This window comes from Roseovarius gaetbuli (genome assembly GCF_900172365.1).
In the GTDB taxonomy this organism is placed as follows: Bacteria; Pseudomonadota; Alphaproteobacteria; order Rhodobacterales; family Rhodobacteraceae; genus Roseovarius; species Roseovarius gaetbuli.
This window is the reverse complement of record NZ_FWFJ01000039.1, coordinates 15,216-37,709: the sequence shown is the minus strand read 5'-3', so window position 1 is coordinate 37,709 and position 22,494 is coordinate 15,216. Positions and strand designations below refer to the sequence as shown.

19 protein-coding genes and 2 pseudogenes are annotated in these 22,494 nt (G+C 59.0%); 17 read left to right on the top strand and 4 right to left on the bottom strand.

Annotation, left to right across the window (positions count from 1 at the left end; all coding sequences use genetic code 11):
• Nucleotides 1-166: 166 nt before the first annotated feature.
• The 7 genes and pseudogenes from ROG8370_RS21355 to ROG8370_RS15635 all read left to right on the top strand — a co-directional run bounded on the left by ROG8370_RS21355 (nucleotide 167) and on the right by ROG8370_RS15635 (nucleotide 5,184).
• The gene (locus tag ROG8370_RS21355; protein WP_306372383.1) at nucleotides 167-442 is read left to right on the top strand and encodes a poly-beta-hydroxybutyrate polymerase N-terminal domain-containing protein; all 276 of its coding nucleotides are present in this window, start codon (nucleotides 167-169) and stop codon (nucleotides 440-442) included.
• Between the two features lie 12 nt (nucleotides 443-454).
• Nucleotides 455-1,882, top strand: a complete 1,428-nt coding sequence (locus tag ROG8370_RS15655) for a PHA/PHB synthase family protein (RefSeq protein ID WP_306372382.1) — start codon at nucleotides 455-457, stop codon at nucleotides 1,880-1,882.
• 6 nt (nucleotides 1,883-1,888) lie between these two features.
• On the top strand, nucleotides 1,889-2,614 hold the full coding sequence (locus ROG8370_RS15650) for an SDR family oxidoreductase (RefSeq protein WP_085828114.1): 726 nt from the start codon (nucleotides 1,889-1,891) through the stop codon (nucleotides 2,612-2,614).
• Nucleotides 2,592-2,855 (top strand): annotated as a pseudogene (locus ROG8370_RS21460) (hypothetical protein); the annotation flags it as partial. The gene ROG8370_RS15650 and the pseudogene ROG8370_RS21460, both read left to right, overlap by 23 nt.
• A gap of 15 nt (nucleotides 2,856-2,870) precedes the next feature.
• Nucleotides 2,871-3,392 (top strand): annotated as a pseudogene (locus ROG8370_RS15645) (bifunctional enoyl-CoA hydratase/phosphate acetyltransferase); the annotation flags it as partial.
• Nucleotides 3,389-4,570, top strand: a complete 1,182-nt coding sequence (locus tag ROG8370_RS15640; protein WP_085828112.1) for an acetate/propionate family kinase — start codon at nucleotides 3,389-3,391, stop codon at nucleotides 4,568-4,570. The pseudogene ROG8370_RS15645 and the gene ROG8370_RS15640, both read left to right, overlap by 4 nt.
• A gap of 374 nt (nucleotides 4,571-4,944) precedes the next feature.
• Nucleotides 4,945-5,184 (top strand): hypothetical protein, encoded by a 240-nt coding sequence (locus tag ROG8370_RS15635; protein ID WP_085828111.1) that lies wholly within the window; start codon nucleotides 4,945-4,947, stop codon nucleotides 5,182-5,184.
• Here the strand turns inward: ROG8370_RS15635 and ROG8370_RS15630 are convergent.
• The 3 genes from ROG8370_RS15630 to ROG8370_RS15620 are packed head-to-tail and all read right to left on the bottom strand — an operon-like array spanning nucleotide 5,154 to nucleotide 9,286.
• Nucleotides 5,154-6,227, bottom strand: a complete 1,074-nt coding sequence (locus ROG8370_RS15630; RefSeq protein ID WP_139838184.1) for a peroxidase, FMP-type — start codon at nucleotides 6,225-6,227, stop codon at nucleotides 5,154-5,156. The genes ROG8370_RS15635 and ROG8370_RS15630 overlap by 31 nt on opposite strands.
• A gap of 16 nt (nucleotides 6,228-6,243) precedes the next feature.
• A complete protein-coding gene (locus tag ROG8370_RS15625) occupies nucleotides 6,244-8,073 on the bottom strand; it encodes a flavin monoamine oxidase family protein (RefSeq protein WP_085828109.1) in 1,830 nt (609 codons plus the stop codon).
• A 16-nt stretch (nucleotides 8,074-8,089) separates the two neighbouring features.
• The gene (locus ROG8370_RS15620) at nucleotides 8,090-9,286 is read right to left on the bottom strand and encodes an FAD-dependent oxidoreductase (protein ID WP_170925267.1); all 1,197 of its coding nucleotides are present in this window, start codon (nucleotides 9,284-9,286) and stop codon (nucleotides 8,090-8,092) included.
• A gap of 112 nt (nucleotides 9,287-9,398) precedes the next feature.
• Here ROG8370_RS15620 and ROG8370_RS20270 point away from each other — a divergent pair, with 112 nt between their 5' ends.
• The 7 genes from ROG8370_RS20270 (at nucleotide 9,399) to ROG8370_RS15590 (ending at nucleotide 18,188) form a co-directional block, all read left to right on the top strand.
• Nucleotides 9,399-9,668, top strand: coding sequence for a hypothetical protein (locus ROG8370_RS20270; RefSeq protein ID WP_139838183.1), 270 nt, complete (start codon nucleotides 9,399-9,401; stop codon nucleotides 9,666-9,668).
• Nucleotides 9,669-10,164: 496 nt separating this feature from the next.
• The gene (locus tag ROG8370_RS15615; RefSeq protein ID WP_139838182.1) at nucleotides 10,165-11,436 is read left to right on the top strand and encodes a hypothetical protein; all 1,272 of its coding nucleotides are present in this window, start codon (nucleotides 10,165-10,167) and stop codon (nucleotides 11,434-11,436) included.
• The gene (locus ROG8370_RS15610; protein WP_085828106.1) at nucleotides 11,417-12,766 is read left to right on the top strand and encodes a radical SAM/SPASM domain-containing protein; all 1,350 of its coding nucleotides are present in this window, start codon (nucleotides 11,417-11,419) and stop codon (nucleotides 12,764-12,766) included. The genes ROG8370_RS15615 and ROG8370_RS15610 overlap by 20 nt, the downstream gene beginning before the upstream one ends.
• Before the next feature lie 13 nt (nucleotides 12,767-12,779).
• A complete protein-coding gene (locus tag ROG8370_RS15605) occupies nucleotides 12,780-14,810 on the top strand; it encodes a ferritin-like domain-containing protein (RefSeq protein WP_085828105.1) in 2,031 nt (676 codons plus the stop codon).
• The gene (locus ROG8370_RS15600) at nucleotides 14,807-15,856 is read left to right on the top strand and encodes a hypothetical protein (RefSeq protein WP_085828104.1); all 1,050 of its coding nucleotides are present in this window, start codon (nucleotides 14,807-14,809) and stop codon (nucleotides 15,854-15,856) included. The genes ROG8370_RS15605 and ROG8370_RS15600 overlap by 4 nt, the downstream gene beginning before the upstream one ends.
• Before the next feature lie 497 nt (nucleotides 15,857-16,353).
• Nucleotides 16,354-17,664 (top strand): SAM-dependent methyltransferase, encoded by a 1,311-nt coding sequence (locus ROG8370_RS15595; protein WP_085828117.1) that lies wholly within the window; start codon nucleotides 16,354-16,356, stop codon nucleotides 17,662-17,664.
• Complete coding sequence (locus ROG8370_RS15590) at nucleotides 17,661-18,188, top strand: universal stress protein (protein WP_085828103.1); 528 nt, start codon at nucleotides 17,661-17,663, stop codon at nucleotides 18,186-18,188. The genes ROG8370_RS15595 and ROG8370_RS15590 overlap by 4 nt, the downstream gene beginning before the upstream one ends.
• Before the next feature lie 39 nt (nucleotides 18,189-18,227).
• Here ROG8370_RS15590 and ROG8370_RS15585 read toward each other — a convergent pair whose 3' ends face one another.
• The gene (locus ROG8370_RS15585) at nucleotides 18,228-18,434 is read right to left on the bottom strand and encodes a hypothetical protein (protein ID WP_139838181.1); all 207 of its coding nucleotides are present in this window, start codon (nucleotides 18,432-18,434) and stop codon (nucleotides 18,228-18,230) included.
• Between the two features lie 485 nt (nucleotides 18,435-18,919).
• Between ROG8370_RS15585 and ROG8370_RS15580 the strand changes: the two genes are divergently transcribed.
• From ROG8370_RS15580 to ROG8370_RS15570, 3 genes are read left to right on the top strand one after another with little or no spacing between them, the layout of a single operon-like run.
• Entirely contained in the window at nucleotides 18,920-21,559 is a 2,640-nt protein-coding gene (locus ROG8370_RS15580) for an erythromycin esterase family protein (RefSeq protein WP_139838180.1), read from the top strand.
• Between the two features lie 52 nt (nucleotides 21,560-21,611).
• The gene (locus ROG8370_RS15575) at nucleotides 21,612-22,055 is read left to right on the top strand and encodes an Hsp20/alpha crystallin family protein (RefSeq protein ID WP_085828100.1); all 444 of its coding nucleotides are present in this window, start codon (nucleotides 21,612-21,614) and stop codon (nucleotides 22,053-22,055) included.
• 25 nt (nucleotides 22,056-22,080) lie between these two features.
• Entirely contained in the window at nucleotides 22,081-22,482 is a 402-nt protein-coding gene (locus tag ROG8370_RS15570) for an Hsp20/alpha crystallin family protein (protein ID WP_085828099.1), read from the top strand.
• Nucleotides 22,483-22,494: the final 12 nt, after the last annotated feature.

The window sequence follows — 22,494 nt, the reverse complement described above, 5'->3', positions numbered from 1 at the left end:
CCTCAGAAAAATGAGCCTCCGACCCGGCTGCGGCTCATTTTTCTGAGGGTACGATCATAAAGCGATTCTTTCACGCTGAAGCGGGTCCGACTGGAAGTCGGAGGGTTTGCTCCACGGCGTGGATACTAAAATGGACAACAGCCCGCTTGCGCAAAGCCACACGACGATGGAGCAGGCGCTGGACAAAGGTCTGAAAGCGACCTTGGCCAAATTCACAGCCGGTCTTTCCCCCATTGCGCTTGCATCTGTCTATAGCGACTGGGCTCTGCACCTTGCAACCGCTCCGGGAAAACGCCTTCAACTTGTCGAAAAAGCCGGGAAAAAGACGTGGCGGCTGGCAAATTACGCGGCGTCTTGCGCTCTGACCCCCGACACCGGCGAAACCTGCATCGAACCGCTGCCTCAGGATCGACGTTTCCGGGGCGAAAGTTGGCAGCACTGACCTTACAACGTAATGTATCAGGGCTTCCTGCTGAACCAGCAGTGGTGGCACAATGCGACAACGGGCGTGGAAGGGATGACCAGCCAACACGAGGACGAGGTGTCTTTCGCAGCCCGCCAGATTCTGGATGTTTTCTCGCCATCCAATTACGTGCTGACCAACCCTGAAATTCTGGACAAGACCTACCGCGAAGGCGGCATGAACTTGTTTCGGGGCTGGCATAACCTCATTGAGGATTTAACGCGCCTCAATACCGGGAAGACGCCTGTCGGCCTTGATGATTTCGAGGTGGGGCGCAACATGGCAACCACGCCCGGCAAGGTCGTCTATCGCAACCGGCTGATCGAACTTATCCAATACGCGCCGACGACAGAAAAGGTCCATCCCGAACCCATTCTGATCGTGCCGGCCTGGATCATGAAGTACTACATCCTTGATCTTGGGGACGAAAATTCACTGGTTCGCTTTTTGACAGCGCAGGGCTTCACCGTCTTCATGATCTCGTGGAAAAATCCTGATGCCGAGGACCGGGATCTTGGAATGGACGACTATGTGTCGCTGGGCGTAATGGATGCTCTTGACGCCGTCGAAACTATTTCCGATGGGCAAAAGGTCCATGCTCTGGGCTACTGTCTGGGCGGGACTTTGCTGTCTGTTGCTGCCGCTGCGATGGCGCGTGACAAATATAACAGACTGAAAAGCCTTACTTTTCTCGCGACCCAAACCGACTTTACCGAGGCCGGCGAATTGATGCTTTTCATCAACGACAGCCAGCTGAGTTTTCTTGAAGACATGATGTGGGATCAGGGATATCTCGATACCAAACAGATGGCGGGAACGTTCCAGCTTCTGCGCTCGAACGATCTGATCTGGTCGCGGATCGTGCATGAGTACCTCATGGGCGAGCGGTCTCAGATGACCGATCTGATGGCATGGAACGCAGATGCGACGCGGATGCCTTACAGGATGCATTCTGAATACCTGCGCCAAATGTTCTTGAAGAACAATCTGGCCGAAGGGCGCTACCTCGTCGACGGGCGCCCGATCGCGATCTCTGACATTCGGGCCCCGGTCTTTCTGGTTGGGACCGAGTGGGACCACGTCGCCCCCTGGCATTCGGTCTATAAGTTCAACTTGCTGTCCGACACGGATGTCACGTTCCTTTTGACCAACGGCGGGCACAACGCGGGCATCATCTCGGAACCGGGACATCCGCGGCGCCATTATCGCGTGCGGGAGAAAGCGAAGGACGACACCTATACAGATCCGGATCGCTGGATGGCTGAAACCGACACCGTGGAAGGCTCATGGTGGCCGGTCCTTGCAAAATGGTTGTCGCAAAGGTCGGGCAAGCGCGTAGCACCACCGTCACTTGGCGCACCGGACAAAGGCTATCCCCCGCTCTGTGACGCGCCCGGCACCTACGTCTATCAGGAGTAGTGTTTCATGTTGGATACCCTTCTGAAAGGCAAACGCGGTCTTGTCGTCGGAATTGCGTATGAGCATTCGATCGCGGCCGGTTGCGGCATGGCCTTTCGCGCTTGGGGTGCGGACCTCGCGGTGACATATGGCCTTGAAGCCTCCAAACCGTATGTTTCGCCCGTTGTGGCAAAACTGGATGCGCCGATATTCCTGCCACTGGATGTGCAGATCGACGGGCAGCTGGAGGCCGTCTTCGAGGAGATCGACAAGCAGTGGGGAAAGCTCGATTTTGTCCTGCATTCGATTGCCTACTGCCCGAAGGATGACCTGCACGCACCGATCAACGGGTGCTCGAAAGAGGGGGTCGCACAGGCGATGGATGTTTCGGTTCATTCCCTGATCAGGATGACACGCCTGGCAATCCCCCTCATGAAGGACGGCGGCAGCATTCTGACAATGAGCTATTACGCTGCAGAAAAAGCAGGTATCATCGGGTTCACCAAAGCCCTCGCACAAGAAACCGCGGCCAAGGGGATCACCGTCAATGCCGTGGCACCGGGCTATTGCGACACGGATATGGTTGCGGCCGTGCCGGACGGGGTCATCGACAAGATCATTGCCGCGACACCGGTTGGCCGCCTTGGACAGCCCGCAGATGTGGCGCGCTCTGTCGTCTTTCTTGACGGTGACGATGCGGCTTTCATAACCGGGTCCACTCTGAGTGTGAATGGCGGTGAATACATGGCCTAACCGACGCAGAGATCAGCCGAAGCCGCACAACGGATCGGGCCATTCTTCGCGCAAGCACGCGTTTCACGCAAAACTGAGGCGAGACAGGAATAAGGGAAACGCAATGCAATTCATTGAAAACAAAACATTTGACGAAATCGCAGTCGGAGACAAAGCGGAACTGACGCGGACACTGAAGGCCGAAGACATTGAACTGTTTGCGGTCATGTCCGGCGACGTGAACCCAGCACATGTCGACTCAGATTTTGCCCATCCCAAACTGCTGCTGATCAGCGATGCGGCCATCAACATTTTCCCCGACCTGCCGACCAAGCGCGATATCGTCCAAAACGCCATTGAACTTGCTCTGGCGCTCGGCATTTCGCGTCCAAAGGTGGCGCTTTTGTCGGCGGTCGAATCCGTGACTTCGAAAATCCCCTCGACGGTCGATGCGGCAGCCCTGTGCAAGATGGCGGACCGTGGCCAGATCGTCGGCGGTCTGCTCGATGGCCCGCTGGCCTTTGACAATGCTGTCTCCAAGGCCGCCGCCGATGCCAAGGGCATTCTTTCGGATGTGGCCGGCAGCGCGGACATCCTGATTGCACCGGATCTGGAAGCGGGCAATATGATTGCCAAACAACTGATCTACCTTGCCGGGGCTGATGCGGCCGGCATCGTTCTGGGCGCACGCGTCCCGATCGTGCTGACCAGCCGGGCAGACAACGTCTTCTCCCGGTTGGCCTCGACCGCGATCGCTCAGCGTTTCGTCCACCACACGCTCGGAGGTGCGGTTTCATGAGCGACCTTGTCCTGACCCTCAACGCAGGCTCGTCGAGCCTGAAATTTGCAATCTTTGCCAGCAATACGCCCTCGGCCCACGCCGAGATGACGGGCAAATTTGCGAGTATCGGGCGCCAACCGGTGTTTACGGTAAGTTCTGCTGACGGCAGGTCGCTCGACAAGGGCGCGCTGGCCACATTGGACAACACCTTTGATCATGAAAAGCTGCTCGCGCTTCTGCTGCTCTGGCTTGCGCAGCACCATGGGCGTCACCGGATCGTGGCGGTGGGTCACCGCGTCGTGCATGGTGGCGAAAGGTTCGAAGGACCGACGCGCGTGACCGAGGCCGTGCTCGACGCGCTCGAAAGCCTTGTGCCGCTTGCCCCTCTTCATCAGCCCCACAATCTGGCGGCGATCCGGGCCGTCGCCAGATGGCGACCGGATTTGCTCCAGATTGCATGCTTCGATACCAGCTTTCACCGCAGCCAGGAAAGACTGGCGCAACTGTTTGCCATCCCTCACGCGCTGAGCGACGAAGGGGTTATCCGCTACGGATTCCACGGTCTGTCCTACGCCTATATTGCAAGCGTTTTGCCCGAACATCTGGGCTCTCTTGCAGACGGGCGGGTCATCGTCGCGCATCTTGGAAACGGATCCAGCCTGTGCGCGATAAAAGATCGGCAAAGCATGGCGACCAGCATGGGCTTCACGGCACTCGACGGACTGGTCATGGGGCGCCGGTGCGGGACGCTGGACCCCGGCGTCATCCTCTATCTCATGCGCGCCAAGGAGATGGATGCCACCGCAATCGAAGATATGCTCTATCGCAAATCCGGGCTTCTGGGTGTCTCGGGTATCAGCAACAACATGCATATCCTGCAGGAGAGCAAAGACCCGCGCGCGCGCGAAGCGATTGAGCTGTACTGTTACCGCGCTGCAAGTCTGATCGCGGGCCTCGTGCCATCCATTGGTGGGCTTGATGCCCTCGTCTTCACCGCAGGCATCGGAGAAAACTCTGCTTTGGTGCGCCGATTGATCTGTGATCGACTGGCTTGGCTGAGCGTTTCGATAGACAGTAAGGCGAATTCCGAGAATGCGGTTCAAATTGGCTCTGAGCAGTCGTGCGTAAAGGTTCTTGTCCTCCCGACCAACGAGGAAGCAATCATCGCGAAGGCCTGCCGTGATTACTCTGAATGAAAAGATCCATGATCGGATGTGGTCTTGTCGCGCTTGCGTTCTCAACGCCGCTCAGCAGCTCGTCTAAAAGTTCCCTGGTAATCGTCATCGTTGTCATGCTCCTTCGTTGGTGAAGCATGGACCATATTACTCATACACAGAAGATCGGACACTCTCGCCAACCCGACGCCAAAATCTGATGCTGCCTGCTTACGCGTTTACCCGCTTGGCAGGGCGATACGCACCGCATCCTTACGGTTTCGTCTGTCCGTTTCAGTCCCATGGTTCATCTCCTTTGGTGCAGTAAATGCTATCAAAGGAGCGGCTTCAAACCGCGACAGGTCCATCGCTTATCTGCCATTTGGCGCATCTGCTCGAGCAATTTGAAGCGGACGATGGCGGACATCGGGGGCGCGCTGGAGCCGCAAAACATCCTGAACCCCGGCAAGACTGGGCGGGCAAGACTGGGCGCGCCCCGCGACGCCGCCGTCTGGCACGAGTTTTGTCGAGATGTCATCGGGGCGCATGTCGAGGGCGCGCGCCGCTTTCGCGGAAGCGGGCCCTCGTTTGGTGCCGACCCAAGCGCGGAACCGGCAGAGCCGGATCAGGTCTTTTTGCGCAGCGTGTTCACCTGAATATGCGGCCACCGGGTTACGCCGCCATCGGTGCCAAAGTGAAACTCGAAATCCACGATCTGTTCGTATTGCAGCTGCAGAATCTCCTGCCCGTCTTCTTCGATCGTTTCGATCCACATCCGCATATCCATTCTCACGACCGGTACGAAGCGGCGGACAAGCGGGGTGTTCAAGATGCCCCCCTGCGGGCCTGTGGCTTCCTGCGTGTCCATCTCGATAAGGCTGAATTTCTTGACCGTCTGATCCTTGATTGCGTCACGCAGGATCAGGTCCGGGCGCACCGAATAGGGATAAAGATCATGGGCCAGAATCCGCTGCGTATAGGTCTTGTTGCCGCTGGGAGCGGTTGTCGGCAAGGCCTTGTCAAAGACCCAAGGTGGGGGCGGCGCGTCGAGGTTGATCGGCTCGTTCCCTGCCCCGCCCATGGTTGGTGAAATCGCCAGGTATTTGAAATCCCATGCCGCCAGACCAGAGGGAAAGGACGGCGCTCCGTCTGTGGTAGAGGACCTGCCGAACATCTGGACCGTACTGCCATGCGGGATGGTGCCACTGCGCGCGACCGAGTAGCCCGGAACATAGACCGGCCCGTCCGCCCCGTCACCAGAGGCGAGTTCAGGATAGCCGATGTCCACCTCTACGGATGTATCATTGGCGGCGTGGTTGTAGATCTGGTCCAGCCAGAGATACATGCCGTTTTCTTCGTGCAGAAGGTTGTCCTGCAGGTCGATGATCCTGGTATCGTATTTCACCGCTCCGCAGAACTGCTCGTTTGCGCCTGCGCGGTTGCGCACGCCACCAGGCACCAGCGTGAAGGTCAGCTCTTCGGTGTAGTTCTGGCAGAGGAAGCGGAACTTGCCCGGGATGGTTTCCGAATTCGTCCCCGGAGACGGCAGGCAAGTGGTGTGCACTCCGAGCATCTTGGAAGCAGGGTCATCCGTGACGTTGACCCAGGTGCCTTCAAGTTGTTTCAGCACGCCATAGTTGGCTTGTTCCTGCTGCGCCTTAAGCACTTCAGGGGTGAATCTTGGAGGGATAGCAACCATGTTTTCAGTCCTTTCTTCAACAATTTGAACAAATCAGCTTGTAAACTGAGGTATCGATCAAGGGCTCCATCTGCAGGAAGTCGACCAGCACGGACTCGGCCGTGCAAAAGGCACCCTCGACCCAGGCCTGATCGTTGGAAAAGGCCGAGCCGATCAGATAGACAGGTGCGCCGACCTGCCCGGCCAGCTCTGCCGGGGCGCGCAGGCGCTGCATGACATCGCAGATGTCAAAATGCGCGGCCCAGGCGTGATATCCCGCGCCAAAAGGATTACGTCCCCAATCCATGAAGACTGTGCTGCTGGCCTGCGGAATCAGGTTCGCACAGTTCGCGTCACCGTAGTGTACCTTGGCCAGCTGCAGGCGCAGCATCCGCTCCATCTCTGGCGGGGCCTCTTTGCCGCCGTCCAGCGGTTGCAGATTGCGATTGCCGGCCAGCTCGCGCCGATCCTCGACGCAGAGTTCCAGCTGGCGCCAGAAATCAACGAAACGTTCGTCGTCGTAAGAGGCGAGAAGACCGTAGACCGGCGGCCCTTGATAATCCGCAAGCGCGTTGTTGCCGAAATAATAGATCTGGCGAAGGGGCAGATAGGTGATCGTCGGGCCAAAGACATTGGCGCTCTCGCCCTCTGCGGTGTCGAGACAGGGTGGGAACGGTGCCTCTGTCCACCACGGCCGGTCAAAGAACATCGCCACTTTGTACGAGGGTTGCTGCACGACCGCGTCCAGATAGTTGGCGACATTGGGCGCGTTGAGAAAATCGGTGCCGCCCGCAGGCACGCCGTTATAGCGGGTCGCCTGTGCAACCAGTTCAACCGATTCCGGCGGCATTGCAAGGAAGGCGCAATCGCTGGTCATGGCGGGGCCATCTGCGGCGTAGGGATCCTCTGCGCTGGCAAGCTGACAGGTGACTGCGCCGTCCTGCATCCAGATCGAATGCAGCCGTGTGCCCTGTTGCAGCGTGAGTGTCACACCCAGCGCGGTCGCGGCCTCTTGCGCCCTGCGGTAGAGTTCGACGAAGAGACGAGAGTAGCCACCCGCGATGGTCTTGAACTTGTCGCCGGGCGTGAATTCGCCGTTATAGAACGCTGCGTCGGCCGCGTTCCAGTTGATCACATTAGAGCTATAGCCTCCCGCATCGGCAGCATAGTTGAACCCTTCATTCCCGGCTTGATCGTAAAAAACGTTCCAATATCCAATGTTGCTCACCGTATTGCCGGGCTCATAGACGAACGAGTTGAAACTGTCCGGCAAAGTGCCGGTGGCATAGTAATGGCATTGTTCGCTGCGGGTCTTGAGGTCGGCCCCACCGGTGATCAAGTTCGAAATCTGACCAAAAAGCTCTGCGGCAGGGGCCTCGTTATTGCCGGGCGTCGCATAGGGCGCTTTTAGCGCAGGTGTCCCCGTGCCAAGTTGATCTTGAAAGAAATGCTGACCGCGCAGATAAAACAAGGGGTTCGTCGTGGTCAAGAAGTCCTGCAGATCCGGATGCAGGCCGATATCCCAGATCGTTTGGGTCACCAGACGATGCCCCGGAGAGGGTGTGTCGGTCGGATGCCCGTTCGCGTCGGTCTCAAATTGCTTTTGGTCCCACTCGCTGAACCGCATCCCTCCGATCTCGATATAGGTTCCGTTCAGGTCCTGCTCCTCGCCTGAGGGTGCAGCAATGTGGTGAGAGCAGATGCGCCCGGCGGGCTGGCGGTTTTTTCCGTCCCCGACAAAGTCGTAGGTGCCCCATTCATAAAGCGTGATTGTGTCGCCCGCGACGGCCTTGCCCCCGGTCAGCAGCCGCCAAGCGGTATAGAGGCCTCCGGGTCCCGCTCCGAAAATTGTGTAGGTCTGTGACATGAAGGCCCTCCGGGTCTTAGTTCGTTTGCGTCCAATCAATCGAAAACCTGTCCAGCGGAATCCTGTAGTCGCCATAGACCAGCTCTGTTTCCGGCGCGCTCAGCATCCGCACGATCATGTCCCCCATGATCGGGATGTATTTGCCTGCCCAACCGGCGGTGTAGGTCACGATGTTGGAATGCGCTCGCCCCCAGGCCGGTGTATAGTCCAGCAACAGCTCCCGAGAGCTGTTCTGCGCCAGCGCGATCAGACAGGTCGAGGTAAAGCGCGGCATCGGGTCAAGACCGGTCATGTGCTCCCTGACCCATTGCGCATCAAGTCCAAGGCTCTTGGTGCTGGGAGCATAACTGCGCTGTGCGGGATCCGTCAGGATCTTGTCCGGGAAGTCGGTGGCCACGCGGGCATAGCCGGGATGCGCCCAATCCACCTCTGGGAAGCCGTAAAACAGCGCACTATCACCCGGATCCTGAAACACGAACCACGTCGGCAGATGCCTGGCAGGTTCGGTTAGCGCGAAATAAGCAGAGGACATTTGCCAGATGTCGATACCCAGCGAGAGGCCCAGCGGCTTTAACGTCTCGTTGACATATGCCCCGGCGCAAATCGCAAGGCGCGCCCCATGATACCGGCCGTGCACCGTTCGAACCTCGACCCCTCTGCCGCTTTCGGAAATGTCGGTCGCAGGCTCCCATTCCCGGATCACCACCCGACCGGTGGCAAGGGCCGCGTTCAGCGCCGCCTCTTCCGTGGACTTCAGATCGATAATCCCGCCATTGGCCTGAAAAAAGCCCTCGTAATCCTTTGGCAAGGCCTTGAAGGGGAAACGCGCCTCGATCTGGGGCGCGGTCAATCTCGTAAACGGAATGTGCAGTGACTCCATGACCTTTTCCGCCGCCGCAATCCCGCCTTCCTGGGAGTCCAGATCAGGGTCTCCGAACCAGAGGCTGCCATTCTGGCGCACCAGAGTGTTCTGCGAATACCCCTGAAGCTCTGCCCAAAAATTTTGGGACGCCAGAGACAGTTCGGCCATGTAGTGTTGTGCATACTGCAGCCGGAATTGCCGAGAGGCCCCGGCGGAACTGCCTTCATTGTTCAACACGCCGAATTTTTCCAAAACAAGCGTGCGCCACCCGCGCCGCGCGGCGTTCCGGGCCGTCGACAGGCCGATCGCACCGCCGCCGACAACGATCAGATCAAAGGTATCGTCTGGCACATTGATGTCTCCCTGTTACACGCCGCCGTTGCCTGGCGTGTTGGCTAAAGAAGAGTGATCACCGCATTGGAGCGACACAAAAATACAGATGCCTCTTGCGCAAGAGACACGGGTGACTTCAGAAATCTCGCGGGTTCGCCTGATCACTCAATTGATTGGCGCGGTCCCTCGGGCAGATGGCGAATGGTCACCTCATCCTGAAATCAAGTTTTCCACCTGTGCTCAGGCTGCAAGATATTCATTCGAAAAAAGCAATAAAAACGAAGAACTTTTTACAACAGTCGCCCGACAGCAAAAAAGGCCTGCATTGGCAAAGTCATATTCTATTCACGCCCTCAGAATTCACCACATGGTTGCATTCTGTCAAGACCCTTCCTTTTAAACCTCACTGATCAACCTCGTTTGTCGATGCACGCAAGATCTAAAGCATCAAAACGCGGGAGCTTACACAAAATTTTCACCACACTCATTTTAAACAGAAAAAAATGTGAAACACTGATCGAACCCGACAACCAAAGACACAAGCGTGCCAAAAACTTCCACTTCAGGGTGTGGATCAGGGCTTTTCCGAATCAACATTTGATGCAACCCTATGGTGTAGTTGATTACGACCTAATTAGTTTCGGCGGATTTTTTGCTGCCATTATAATTTGCAGATATTGCGATGCACTGGGAGGCGCAAAATGCCAACAAGCGCAATCATTGAAGACCTATGGATTTGTCCGCCTTTGGCCTTTGCACGCTTTGGGCAAGTCGAAGAGCCCATGGTGAATTTTCACTGGGAACAAAACGATTACTCCTCTCGCGGAACAGCGGAAACGGTGATCCGACCGACAACCACCTTTCGTGTATGCGAGGACGGCGGGATAACCGCCTATATGCCCAACGAAATTCGCTTTCGTGACGGAGAGAAATGGCTGCCTGTTGCGCCCTTTTTCGAAGTGCATGGCAGGCTTGACACGGGCTACGAGGGGCCGATCACGACAGACGTGCTCGCGGAGTGCGGCTTGACGCTGGGGGATTTGAAATGGCGGGTTCACGCCGCGAACCGCAAAGCGTTTCACTACACCGGGGCCGAGGGCGATCACGTCGATGCCATCATCGAGATGTCCGGGGACCAGCACGACAAGGTGCCTTTGAGCGGGATCAGCCCCAAGGGGGCCGAGAACCCGATCATTCACGGCGACCCTTTGCCTTTGGGCGCGGTTCAGGTGATACGGCCAAACGCGGAATTCAATGAAATCCGCCTGCGCATCACTCCGCCAAAGGGCCATATCTATGCCCCCACCAACACCGCAAAGCGCAACCTGACGGCGCTGGTGCCGGAAGTCTTCCGACGGCAGGCCTTTCTGGACGGTCTTCAACTGACACTGAACCCCGACTCTGCATGGGCGCACTGGAACCCCGCAGACGAGAGCGAACCTTACGATCCGCGCACCAATCCTGGCGGGCTCTATGCGATGGAGCCAACGAGTAATAGCAACGGCCTTGGGGTCAGCCTCGGCTTTTTGGATGACAGCAACGACGGGCTGATCTCTGTCGTGATCAGCGGGTCCGGAGTGGCCGGCGGTGAAATCAGCGCTCATGCCCGCTTTACCTGCTGCCCGCCCGATTTCCAGCCGGACCGCAGGCCGTTCCGTTCTGTCGCCGATGGGCTTGCCGATCTGATGGAGCGTGAGGACGTCTCGGCCCCGGCCTTCACCGAAGGGTCGAACTGGATCGAGACCGAGATGGAGATCGCCGATTTCATGCAGCGCGTGCGCGAGACGATGGAGGCGTCGAACCTCGATCATCAGAACCTGCGCTCTGGTCTGGCCAACAATCCGACCACGCCAGAAGATCCCTTCACCCCCGAGCCCCCAAGGCCCGGGCACCCGCTGCCCTTGACCGAACTGGGACGGGCCAATCACAAACGCTTCCTTGCCTATGACGTGTTCAAGGCCCGCATGGCGCAGCGCCCCGAATTGTTCGACGACTGGATCCGCAATCCGGCCGAAGACCCCAAACCCTATGACCGCCAGATGCCGGCTTTGATGCGTGGCTCGGATTCCAACCCGATGACGATCACCCAACGACAATACAACCTTATGAAGGCGTGGCTTGAGCGGATTTCGGGAAAGGACAGAGGCGATGGCCCCTCGACTTCGTGAAAACTATAAGCTGATCGAAAGCGGCGTCGGCCACCATGTCTTTGCCACCAACGGCTCTCGGGTTTTTGATATCGATACCGCCACAGCAGATCGAGTCGCGGCTTTGTTTTCCGGCGGTGACCTCGCCCAGGCGCAGCTGTTCGAACAAGCCCTTGGCAATGACCATCGCTTCATCGAACCCGAGGCGCCAGAGGTGCCTGCGCTGCGTGCCCTGTCACTGAACGTCGCACAAGCCTGCAATCTTGGGTGCCAGTATTGCTATGCCGACGAAGGTCTGTTCGGTGGCAAGTCGCGGACGATGTCAGTGGACATCGCGCGCGCCTCGATTGATCGGCTCATCGCAGAGGCCGGGCCCGGAGCCGATGTGGTTGTCGGCTTTATGGGCGGCGAGCCCTTGCTGAACCGGACGGTCGTGCATGATGCCACCGCCTATGCCGCGGAGCAGGCCAGGCGAAACGGCGGGCGGGCCACGTTCTCGATCACGACAAACGGCACCACCGTGCGGGACGAGGACGCCAAGCTGTTTCGCGACCACCGGTTCATGGTCACCGTGAGTCTCGACGGAAAGCGCGCATTGAACGACCGGTTGCACCCGGATCATCGGGGCGGCGGCAGCTATGATCGCGCCCTTGCGGGGCTGGAGCGCATCCTGAAGGACGGCGGCCCGGCCCATGTGGCCGCGCGGGTCACGGTGACTCCTGGGTCAGGCGACTTGCTGGAGGTCCTCGAGCATATGATATCCCTTGGTGTCGGGGATGCGGGCTTTTCCCCGGTGCAGGTCTCGCCCAAGGCAGACTTGGAATTCCGGCACAGGGATTTCGACTGGTTCCTGGAACAGATGATCCGCTGCGGCAGCGCCGCGCGCGACAGGTTGCTGCGCGGCGAGCGGTTTCCGTTCAGCAATTTCGAAACGGCCTTGCACGAGATCCACAGGGGCAGCCATCGCCCCTACCCTTGTGGCGCGGGTGCCGCCTATCTCAGCGTCAACGCCGATGGCGCGCTTTATGGGTGTCACCGGCTGGTGGATGACGACGCCTGGGCCATGGGAAACATTGCGGACGGGCTGGACGAAACGGCCCGGACCGCCCATCTGGACCGCCGCCATGTTGACCGCCAAGAACCCTGCAAATCCTGCTGGGCCAGATACCTCTGCGGAGGCGGCTGTTATCACGAGGTTGACCGTCGTGGCCGACAGCACTGCGACTATGTACGCGGCTGGCTAAGCTTTTGCATCGCGGCCTATGCCGAGCTTTATACGCAGGCGCCGGATTATTTTGTGAGCCCAAACACATATTTCGAGGTCGGCCCGGCGGCCGCACCCATCAATTGAGGGAGACCCGATCATGTCGACATTTCCGACAGCCCCCGAAGACCCACGCGAATGGAAGATCTTTCCACGTAACCTGACTGCGCGCGCCGCCTATATCGTGCCCGGAAATTCCATTGTCACGCGGCCCGAAGACGGTGTCGACAACTGCTATCCCGGGCTCGAGATGGATGCCAAGAACATCCAGAAAATGTTCTTCCCCGGACTCTACTTCGAGGTCTACCGACAGGATGGCGCGCGGCTGGCCGGGATGAAACCTGCGTCTCTGGCGCAGCGCTGGATTGATCTGGGACTGACGCCCGGAGATCTGCAGGACAACCTGTTTCTTTGGGTAATGCACGGGCGAAACAACGATCTGGACGGTGCAGTGCAGGTCACAACCTTTGATTTCACCGGCAAACAGGGGCTTTACGCTTGGCGACAGATAAACAGCCTTTTGCCGGGTGACCTGTCCATCGCGGTGGGCCCGAACCCGCCGCAGGGCCAGAGCGCATTCAAAGACGCCAAGGCCGCCGTGGAGGCCGGCGCAAACAAGATAGAGCGCGATTCAAACGGCAAGCTGATGTTTGCAGCGATGAGCGCACAAAGGCTCGACTATCTCAACGAACAGGGCGTGCTCGCCCCTGAGGTCTATGATCCGGGCGATCTGACACGCACCCTTTGCACGCCATGGACCTATGATTTCCGCGACTGCCAATGCTTTTACTGGGCGTCGAACAAGCCCGATGTGATCTCGTCCGAGGACGGCCAGTACGAATACCTGAACTTCCAGCGCAAGAACCGCAACGTAGAGCCGCAGACCCAGGACATCGCTTACGGCTATAACGCACGTCGCCAGAGAGAGGTCGACTATGCGGAGATAATGGGCGGATGGGAGCAGCTGCGCCCGGTTCTGAATGGCCGCGAGTTCGGTGAAACCTATGTGCCGCCCGAAGGCCCGACAGGTCCGATCATGACGTTGGAGCAGATCAAGGACGAGCTGACCTACCTCGCCTCTGTCGAACATGCGCTTGCGGTGCAATACCTCTATGCGTTCTATTCCGTCGATGTGCCCTGGAAAGAGCCGGAAGAGAAAGAAACGCTCGAAAGCTTCCGTCTATGGCACTCGGCGCGCACGGTCTTTGATGTGGCCATCGACGAGATGCGTCATTTCCGGTGGGCCAACGAGATCCTCTCGCTCCTGGGCGCGGACACAACGGCCAAACGCGCCTCAACCCTTGGGCGAACCTTCAAGGTGCCCTTCTATCTGCAAAGCCTGTCCAGCCCCCAGTTGCAATGGTTCATCGACGTCGAACGGCCCAGCCGCTCTACGGTCGCCGGACTGGACGGGATGTACGTGGGTATCCTGCATTCGCTTCAGCATCTTCGTGAAGACGAAATCGACCCCGAGGTACGCCGGAAAGCGGTCGAGATCGTCAAGCTGATCGTTGACGAGGGCGAAGGGCATTATGTGCGCTTTTCCACCGCGCAGCAGAACTTTGCCTTCTACGATCACGCAGGTCGTGGCGCCCTGCCCGGCTACATCCTGAGCGGCGAGTGGAGTGAGGCCACCCCAAACCACAACCCCGACATCCCCTATGACACACTCTACGGTCAGCCAGCCAGGGCCGCGGATGCTGAAGGCGCGGCGTTACAGGCCGACTCGGACCGGCACTATCAGGCGTTGTTGATCCTTTTGAAAATCGCCTTCGCGATCCCGGAAGCGCAGATAAGCAGCCCGGCTCTTCGCAAGGCAATCTCGGTGATGCTGAAGATGAACGAAGTCAACCTTGAGATGTCCGCGAAGGGCTATACGCCGCTGTTTACCTTGCCCGATGGCTGGGAACTCGACCCGCCCGTACGCAGCAGCGCAGAGGCGTCCAGGCTTTTGGAGCGGGCGCACAGCCTTCTGGTAAAGCCAATGATGGCCAAAACTCTCGCAACTCCCACGCCGCCTCCGCCTCATCCGGATACCGGCCTTGGCGCGGCGAAGGCGCATGACAGCAGTCTCTCGGAAATCCTTGACGCCTTTTCGGAGGCCATCGCGAAATCCCGGTTCCGCGAGTGACAATTCGCATTCACGGACGCACGCTCGCCACGGCGGTGCTGGCGCGCTGCCTGCGCCAAAAGGGCGCCGAGGTGGTGTTGGCCGAAGCGACGCAACACCCGCACAGAGGTTCGCAGTATATCTGCATCAACGATGTGGCGATCTCGCTTCTTGGCGACTTGTTTCCGGGTATCTGGACCACAGGCGCAGACCTTGGCCATGACCTTGTCATGCGCGAGGTGATCTGGGGCGATGACGCGATCCCACAGCGCATTCGCCAGCAGGGAAAGGTGATTGACGTGGGTGTGCTGACGAACCGGCTATTTGCACTGCTCGAAGAAATAGAGGTCGACGACGACACACCCCGGACGACAACCTGGCACGTGAACCCGGCAGCTGGCGCCGATCAACAGCTCCAAACCGGGGATCGCGCTATGCTGACCGCCCGGGTAGAGTTGACACGGCCGTTGGATCCACCGCGCAGCATGATTGAATCTCTGACAGATGGGTGGATGTTCCTTGCCCCGATCAATAGAGCAAGTTGCATCCTTCAGGCCATGGTGCCACGGCCCGTGCCCGACGCGCGGCACAAACTGAAGTCGATGCTGGATCAAAGCGCCTTGATCGCACCACAGGTTGCAGCCTTTGAACAGGCGGCACAGTTTCCGGCGGCTCCGGCGATCCGTCTGTCGATGGCCGAAGCCGGCAAGATTTTCGTTGGAACGCCGGCGGCGCGACTGGATCCGATCAGCGGTGAAGGCGCACCCTTTGCCATCCGAACCGCGATCCTGGCGGCGGCGGTCCTGACCCACGACGGCCCCGCTGCAGAGGCAATCGATTACTACCAACAGCGGATTCTGACATCCTTTCTGAGCCACCTGTCCGGGTGTCAGACATTCTATGCGGATGCATTCTTTCTGGACGCCGACTGGCAGCTTGAGTTGCGCAAATCCGGCATCGCTCGCTCTGTGCTGGCGCCGGTCTTGCGCAAATCCGATGGCATGGCCCCAAAGCTTCGTCTGGAGGGCCTAAGCCTCGTCGCTGCGAAAGAGACCGCTTCAGGGTAACGCAAAGCCACGAAAGCAGGCCAGCCAATGCCTCACAGCATCGCGCTGAGGCTCATCAAACCGCGACAGGTCCATCATTTGACGCCGCACACGCAAGGGCGATCAGGAACGAGTTGACGGGGCCGCAGCTCACTGCACCGCAAGGCATGCAACGGCTGCAATGCTGGCGTTGTTTCAAATGAAGATTGCCGATCCAAGCACTGTGAACGCGCAACCGTCGCGACAATTGATGAAGATCAATCAGTCGCACGTGCCGCTCTCTAAGCTTTATGAATGGGCAAACCAGTATCGATCAGATCAAGCAATCCGTTGCCGCCGACGCAGACCACCGCCTTGGTCGGTCTGCGCGCGCATCGCCTTTTTTCCGGCTTTCCTGTCGAACGACCGGTCAGGCAGTCGGTCCTTGCTGTGATGGGGCCTCGGAGGTGAGCGGAAATGACAATCAAGACGAGGGGATCGGTTCGATGACCGGGATTTGGCAACATGCACTCGATAGAATGCTACGCACTCTCATAAAACTCGGGTCGCTGCGCGTCGTCATGCCGACCGGAAGCACAGGCGTCTATGGCGACGGGTCCGCTGCGCCGGTGACAGTTCGCCTGCTGGAGCCGACAACCGTCAGGCACCTGGCGCTGAACCCCGAACTGGCGCTTGGTGAATCTTACATGAACGGATCGCTAGTGGTTGACGGGGATGACCTGCAGGGGCTGCTTGAAATCGTTGTGCGCAACGCGCGCCATGCGGACGCCAATCCGGTCTGGTGGCAAAAACTGTCCGAGAAGTTGCGCACGGCCCTGCGCGGGCTTTCACAGAGGAATATTCTGACGCGCTCAAGACGTAACGTGGCGCATCATTATGATCTCTCGGGGCAGTTGTTCGATCTGTTTCTCGACGACGACCGGCAATATTCCTGCGGGTATTTTCGCACCCCCGATGCGACACTGGAACAGGCGCAGGCCGACAAGAAGGCGCATATCGCGCGCAAGCTGTTGATCGAGCCCGGCATGAGCGTTCTCGATATCGGCTGTGGCTGGGGTGGCATGGCGCTGACGCTTGCGCGCGATCATGGGGCCAAAGTGGTCGGCATCACACTCTCCGAGGAACAGCATGCCTATGCGACCGCGAGGGTCGCGCGCGCAGGTCTGTCAGACCGGATCGAGTTTCGGCTTTGCGATTATCGTCAGGTCGAAGGCAGGTTCGATCGGATTGTCTCTGTGGGCATGTTCGAACACGTCGGCCTGCCCCACTACCTCGATTACTTCGCCAGCATTCGCAACCTGCTGTCGCCCGACGGGATCGCCCTGGTCCATACGATCGGCTGGGCCGGAACCGCGAAGGCCACCAACCCCTGGATCGCAAAATACATTTTCCCCGGGGGTTATGTGCCCGCTGTCTCGGAGATGATGGCCGCAGTCGAGCAGAACCGCCTGTGGGCCACGGATATCGAATGCTGGCGGCTGCATTATGCCTATACCTTGCGTCACTGGTATGATCGGTTCCGGGCGCATGAAGACGAGGCGCGCGCTCTCTATGACGATCGCTTTGCAAGGATGTGGCGCTTTTATCTGGCGGCCAGTGAACAAACCTTCCGCAATGCCCCGCAAGCCGTCTTCCAGATTCAGTTATCGCCAAGCGTCGATGCCGTGCCGCTGACGCGGGACTATCAGTACGACACGGGCCGCACGACGCCCCGACGACGGCCCGATGCAAGCCGAAAACCCGTGCTTGTCGCGCATGGCGGTCGCACGGCGTCGCGCGGCAGCACATCCAATCCGCACGCCCTTTCATTCGAGGAGAAAAAACAATGATCGGCAAAATCCTTCTGGCCGTCGACGGGTCTCTACATTCACTTTCCGCCACCGACATGGCGGCTGAACTGGCGGACAAACTGAACGCTGAACTGTTCATCGTGCATGTGCTGATGCATGGGCGCCCCTCTGCCGAACTGCTCCGCATGGCCGAGGTCGAGCATCTCGTCGAAAAGGCCCATGCCGTTGCCTTTCCAAGCGTGCCCTACGTGCCGGAAAACCGCTATGCGATGATGCTCGGCTCTTCGGACGAAGCAGGAACCGCAAGGGTGATAACGGCTATCGGAGAGCAGATCGTCGATCGGGCAAAAGTGCGCTGCGTCGAAAAGGGCGCGCGCAAGGTGAAAACCATGACCGAAATGGGCGATAACGCCGAGGAAATTCTCGAGGCGGCGCGTAGGCATTCGGTCGACATGATCGTCATCGGCTCACGCGGGCTGGGCACGATCAAGAGCACTGTCTTGGGCAGCGTGTCGCAAAAGGTTCTGCATCACGCTCACTGCGCTGTCCTCACGGTCAGATGACCCGCGCCGACCTGTCCCGGCCTGATGCGCGCGGGCGCGTCAGGTATGTCCGTCGATGTGCCAGATTTCGCGAAGTTCAGTGACACGCTCGCACGGCATTCGGAAATAACGCCCGATCTCGTCATCCGTCACACCAAGATCCGCAAAGGTCTCAAGAGAGCGCTTCGGCATCGGGCCAAGGACGTGCAGGTACTTTTGCAACTCGGGCGCCAGATCGTGGCGCGGTGACATGAAACGCGAGGACACACCGCGCCCTCCGGGCGCAAACTTCCAGGTGCCTCTGTGCTTTCTGTCACCCTCTCGCATGCCCTATGTCTCACCTCCATACATGACAAAGCACGTATGTGATCAGTGCTTCAAAAATACCCGAAACGATTGATTTCGATCAAGAGGCACCTGCCTATTCGCCTCAACCGGCAAGAGTTGGCTGATCGGCGCGCATGACAGTCCCCCGTGAAAGGCCCCCATGCAAAACCCCTGTGAAATCCGGGGAACCTGATCAGCATCATTCCCGCACAGGGGCCCCACAGGGCCCGCAGGCTAAGCGCCACACTCACCCGGAGGAAAAGCCCCATACGTGCAATGGCTCTGCGGGCGGGCCACCTCAGGGGCGCGGCAGTGCTGTTGCCGTAAAGTCGCAGACACGCCCGCCAGCTTGCAAATTTCACGAAATTTTCTTGACGAAAATCAATCCGGATCATCCGGCACCCGCTACTCATTTCGTCATGGATATGATCACACAAAAATTTCTGGATCGCGCGGATGCAGGCCGAGTATTGGCCAGGCTTCTGGCTGAAATGGAACTGGATCACCCGCTGATCTATGCCTTGCCGCGCGGCGGTGTGCCCGTTGGCGTCGAAGTTGCAAAACGGCTCGGTGCACCGCTTGATCTGCTGCTCGTTCGCAAGATAGGCGCGCCGCGCAATCCCGAAGTCGCCCTTGGCGCATTGGTCGAGGGCGCGGACGAACAGATCGTCATCAACGAAGATGTCCGGCGCGCGTCAGGGGCGGATGAGGCCTATATCGCGCGGGCAGTGGCCGACCAGAGGGCCGAGCTTGAGCGGCGCAAGGCGCTCTACCTCGGCAACCGGACGCGCCCCGATCCGAGCGGTCGCACCGTCGTTGTCGTCGATGACGGATTGGCAACCGGCGCCACCATGAAGGCGGCGCTGATCGGGTTGAAACGTTCTGGTCCGGCGCGGATCGTGGTGGCCCTGCCCGTCGCCCCCAAGTCGGCTTTGCAGGACATATATGATCAGGCCGATGATATCATCTGCGTTCATCCGGTCACCGCCTTTCTGGGTGTCGGCGCATTCTACAGAGACTTTCACCAGTTGTCGGACGACGAAACGGTGACGCTGCTCAACTCGGTCGCGACCGTCTCTTCGCAGGAGGCACAGAGCATCCACAAGAGACAGGTGGCCATTCCGCCCCTGGGCCTGATCGGCGACCTGGCGGTTCCCAAAAACCCGCGCGGCATCATCCTTTTTGCCCATGGAAGCGGGTCCAGCCGCCGAAGCCCCCGAAACACCTACGTCGCCGAAAAATTCAATGATGAAGGCTTTGCAACGCTTCTGTTCGATCTTTTGACACCCGAGGAAGGCAAAGACCGTCGCAATGTCTTTGACATCCCCCTGCTCGCGGATCGCGTGATCGAAGCCTCGATGTGGATCACCTCTGAGCCCGACCTTGAGGATCTTCCGCTTGGCGTCTTCGGGGCAAGTACAGGTGCCGCAGCGGCGCTTGTGGCCGCCGCAGAGCTTAGAGGCCGAGTTGGCGCAGTCGTGTCGCGAGGGGGGCGCCCGGATTTGGCCGAGGCATTTCTACCGCAGGTTCAGGGCGCCACACTGCTTGTCGTCGGCGGCCGGGACACCGAAGTCATAGAGTTGAACAAACAGGCGCTTGCTGCGCTGAGGTGCGAGAAGAAGCTGGCGATCGTTCCGGGGGCAAGTCACCTTTTCGAAGAGTCGGGCACGCTGGACGTTGTCATAGACCATGCGGCCGACTGGTTCAGGACGCATCTGCGCGCGACGCCACTCGAAATCCCCGCGCCGGTTGCGACGCCTGAGCCCGAGACCGCAGTGTCCCCCCTCAGGGCCGCCGCCGAACCCCTGCCCGCGATAGATGATCCCGGCTTCGCCGAAGCCTTTGACCGATTTGGCTCAAAGCGCGTTGTCCTTCTGGGCGAGGCGTCCCATGGAACCTCGGAATTCTACCGCGCCCGCGCCGCCATCACGCGGCGCCTGATCGAAGACCACGGCTTTTCCATCGTGGCCGTCGAAGCCGACTGGCCCGACGCCGCGAGCGTTGATCACCACATCCGCCAAAAACCATACGAGGCGATGCAGGACACGCCCTTTGCGCGCTTCCCGACATGGATGTGGCGCAACGAGGAATTCGCGGCGTTTACGCGCTTTTTGAAGCAGCACAATCACGCCAGAGCCATGGACGAGCGCGTCGCGTTCTATGGCCTTGATCTCTACAACATGAACGCCTCAATCGCAGAGCTTCTTGCCTATCTGGATCGTGTGGACGAACAAGCGGCCGCAGTGGCCCGCTCTCGCTTTGCCTGTCTTGCGCCTTGGTCAAGCAACCCTGCCGCTTATGGGCGGGCGGCTCTGACGCCGCAGTTCACGGTCTGCGAAAAAGCAGTGACGCAAATCCTGATCGACCTGCTGAAAAGAAAGCTGGAATACGCCGCAAAAGACGGCGATCAGTTCTTTGACGCGACGCAAAACGCCCGGCTCGTGGCAAATGCCGAGCGATACTATCGGGTGATGTATTATGGCTCGCACCTGTCGTGGAACCTGCGCGACCAGTACATGTTCCAGACCCTCAAGCAAATCCTCGACCATGCCGGACCAGACAAAAAGGCCGTGGTCTGGGCCCATAATTCCCACATCGGGGACGCGCGACAGACCGACATGGGGCGCAGCCGGGGCGAATTGAATATCGGCCAACTCTGTCGCGAGGAATACGGCGAAGACGCCGCTCTTATCGGCTTTGGAACCGCATCCGGCGCTGTTGCGGCGGCGTCGGAGTGGGACAGCCCGATGGAGGTCAAGACAATCCGCCCCCCGCTTCCGGGGAGTGTTGAGGCGATCTGCCACGGCGTTGATCTTGAACGGTTCCTTTGGGACTTCAAAAAGGATCAACCGGCTGCATTCCGCGATCTGATTGCCCAGCCCCGGCTAGAGCGCTTCATCGGCGTGATCTACCGCCCGGAAACCGAGAGAGCGAGCCACTACAGCTATGCGGACCTGTCCAGACAGTTCGATGCCTTTGTCTGGTTCGACCGGACGCAGGCGCTGACACCTCTGCCGACTCTGACAAAGAAGGAAGAAGACGAGACTTATCCCTTCGGCCTGTGATCCCGTCGAAGGGGCTTTTCGCGAACGCCCAATCAACGAAGAGGAGACCGAAATGCTAGAGACCAATTATTTCCCGTGGAATTACAACGATCCTTTCGCTGACATGCGTCGACTACAGGGAGCGATGAACCGGCTTTTTGACGGCGGTCGGTCCTCCGAGCGGTCAGGGGCCTATCCGTCCGTGAACGTCTGGGTTGGTCAGGACAGCGTCGTCATGTCCGCTGAACTTCCGGGGCTCACCGATCAGGACATCGAACTGAGCGTGAAGGATACGATGATGTCCATTCGCGGCACCTACCCGGAACCGGAGACAGGCGATGACATCCGCTGGCACCGCCGCGAGCGTCCAGCCGGGTCATTCCTGCGGTCGATCGAGCTTCCCTTCCGGATCGACCCCGACCACATCGACGCGCGCTTTGAAAATGGTGTGCTGACCGTCGAAATGCAGCGCCCGGAAGACGACAAGCCCAAGCACATCAAGATCAAAACATCCTGAACGCAGACGCAAAAGGAGAAATAACATGGCACAGGAACTTACGCCACAAGCCGCAGGCACCGTCGTTCGATCAAAAGGTGAAACAGAGCCCGCGACGCTTACCTTCACGCCAGCGGTCGATATCTTTGAGAAGGGTGACACCACCGTCATCATGGCCGACATGCCGGGTGTGGCGCCCGACGGCGTGGATGTCACGCTGGAGAGGCAGGTTCTGACATTGCGCGGCACCGTCAAACCCCACGCGCCGGAAGGGTATCGCCGCCTGTCTTCGGAGTACCGCGAAGGCGACTATCTTCGGGTCTTCACGCTGTCCGACGAAATAGATCAGGCCAAGATCAATGCCGAATTCAAGAATGGCGTTCTGCGGCTTGAATTGCCGCACGCAGCCGAAGCCAAACCAAAGAAGATATCGGTGAAGGCAGCGTGACGCTGCCGTCAT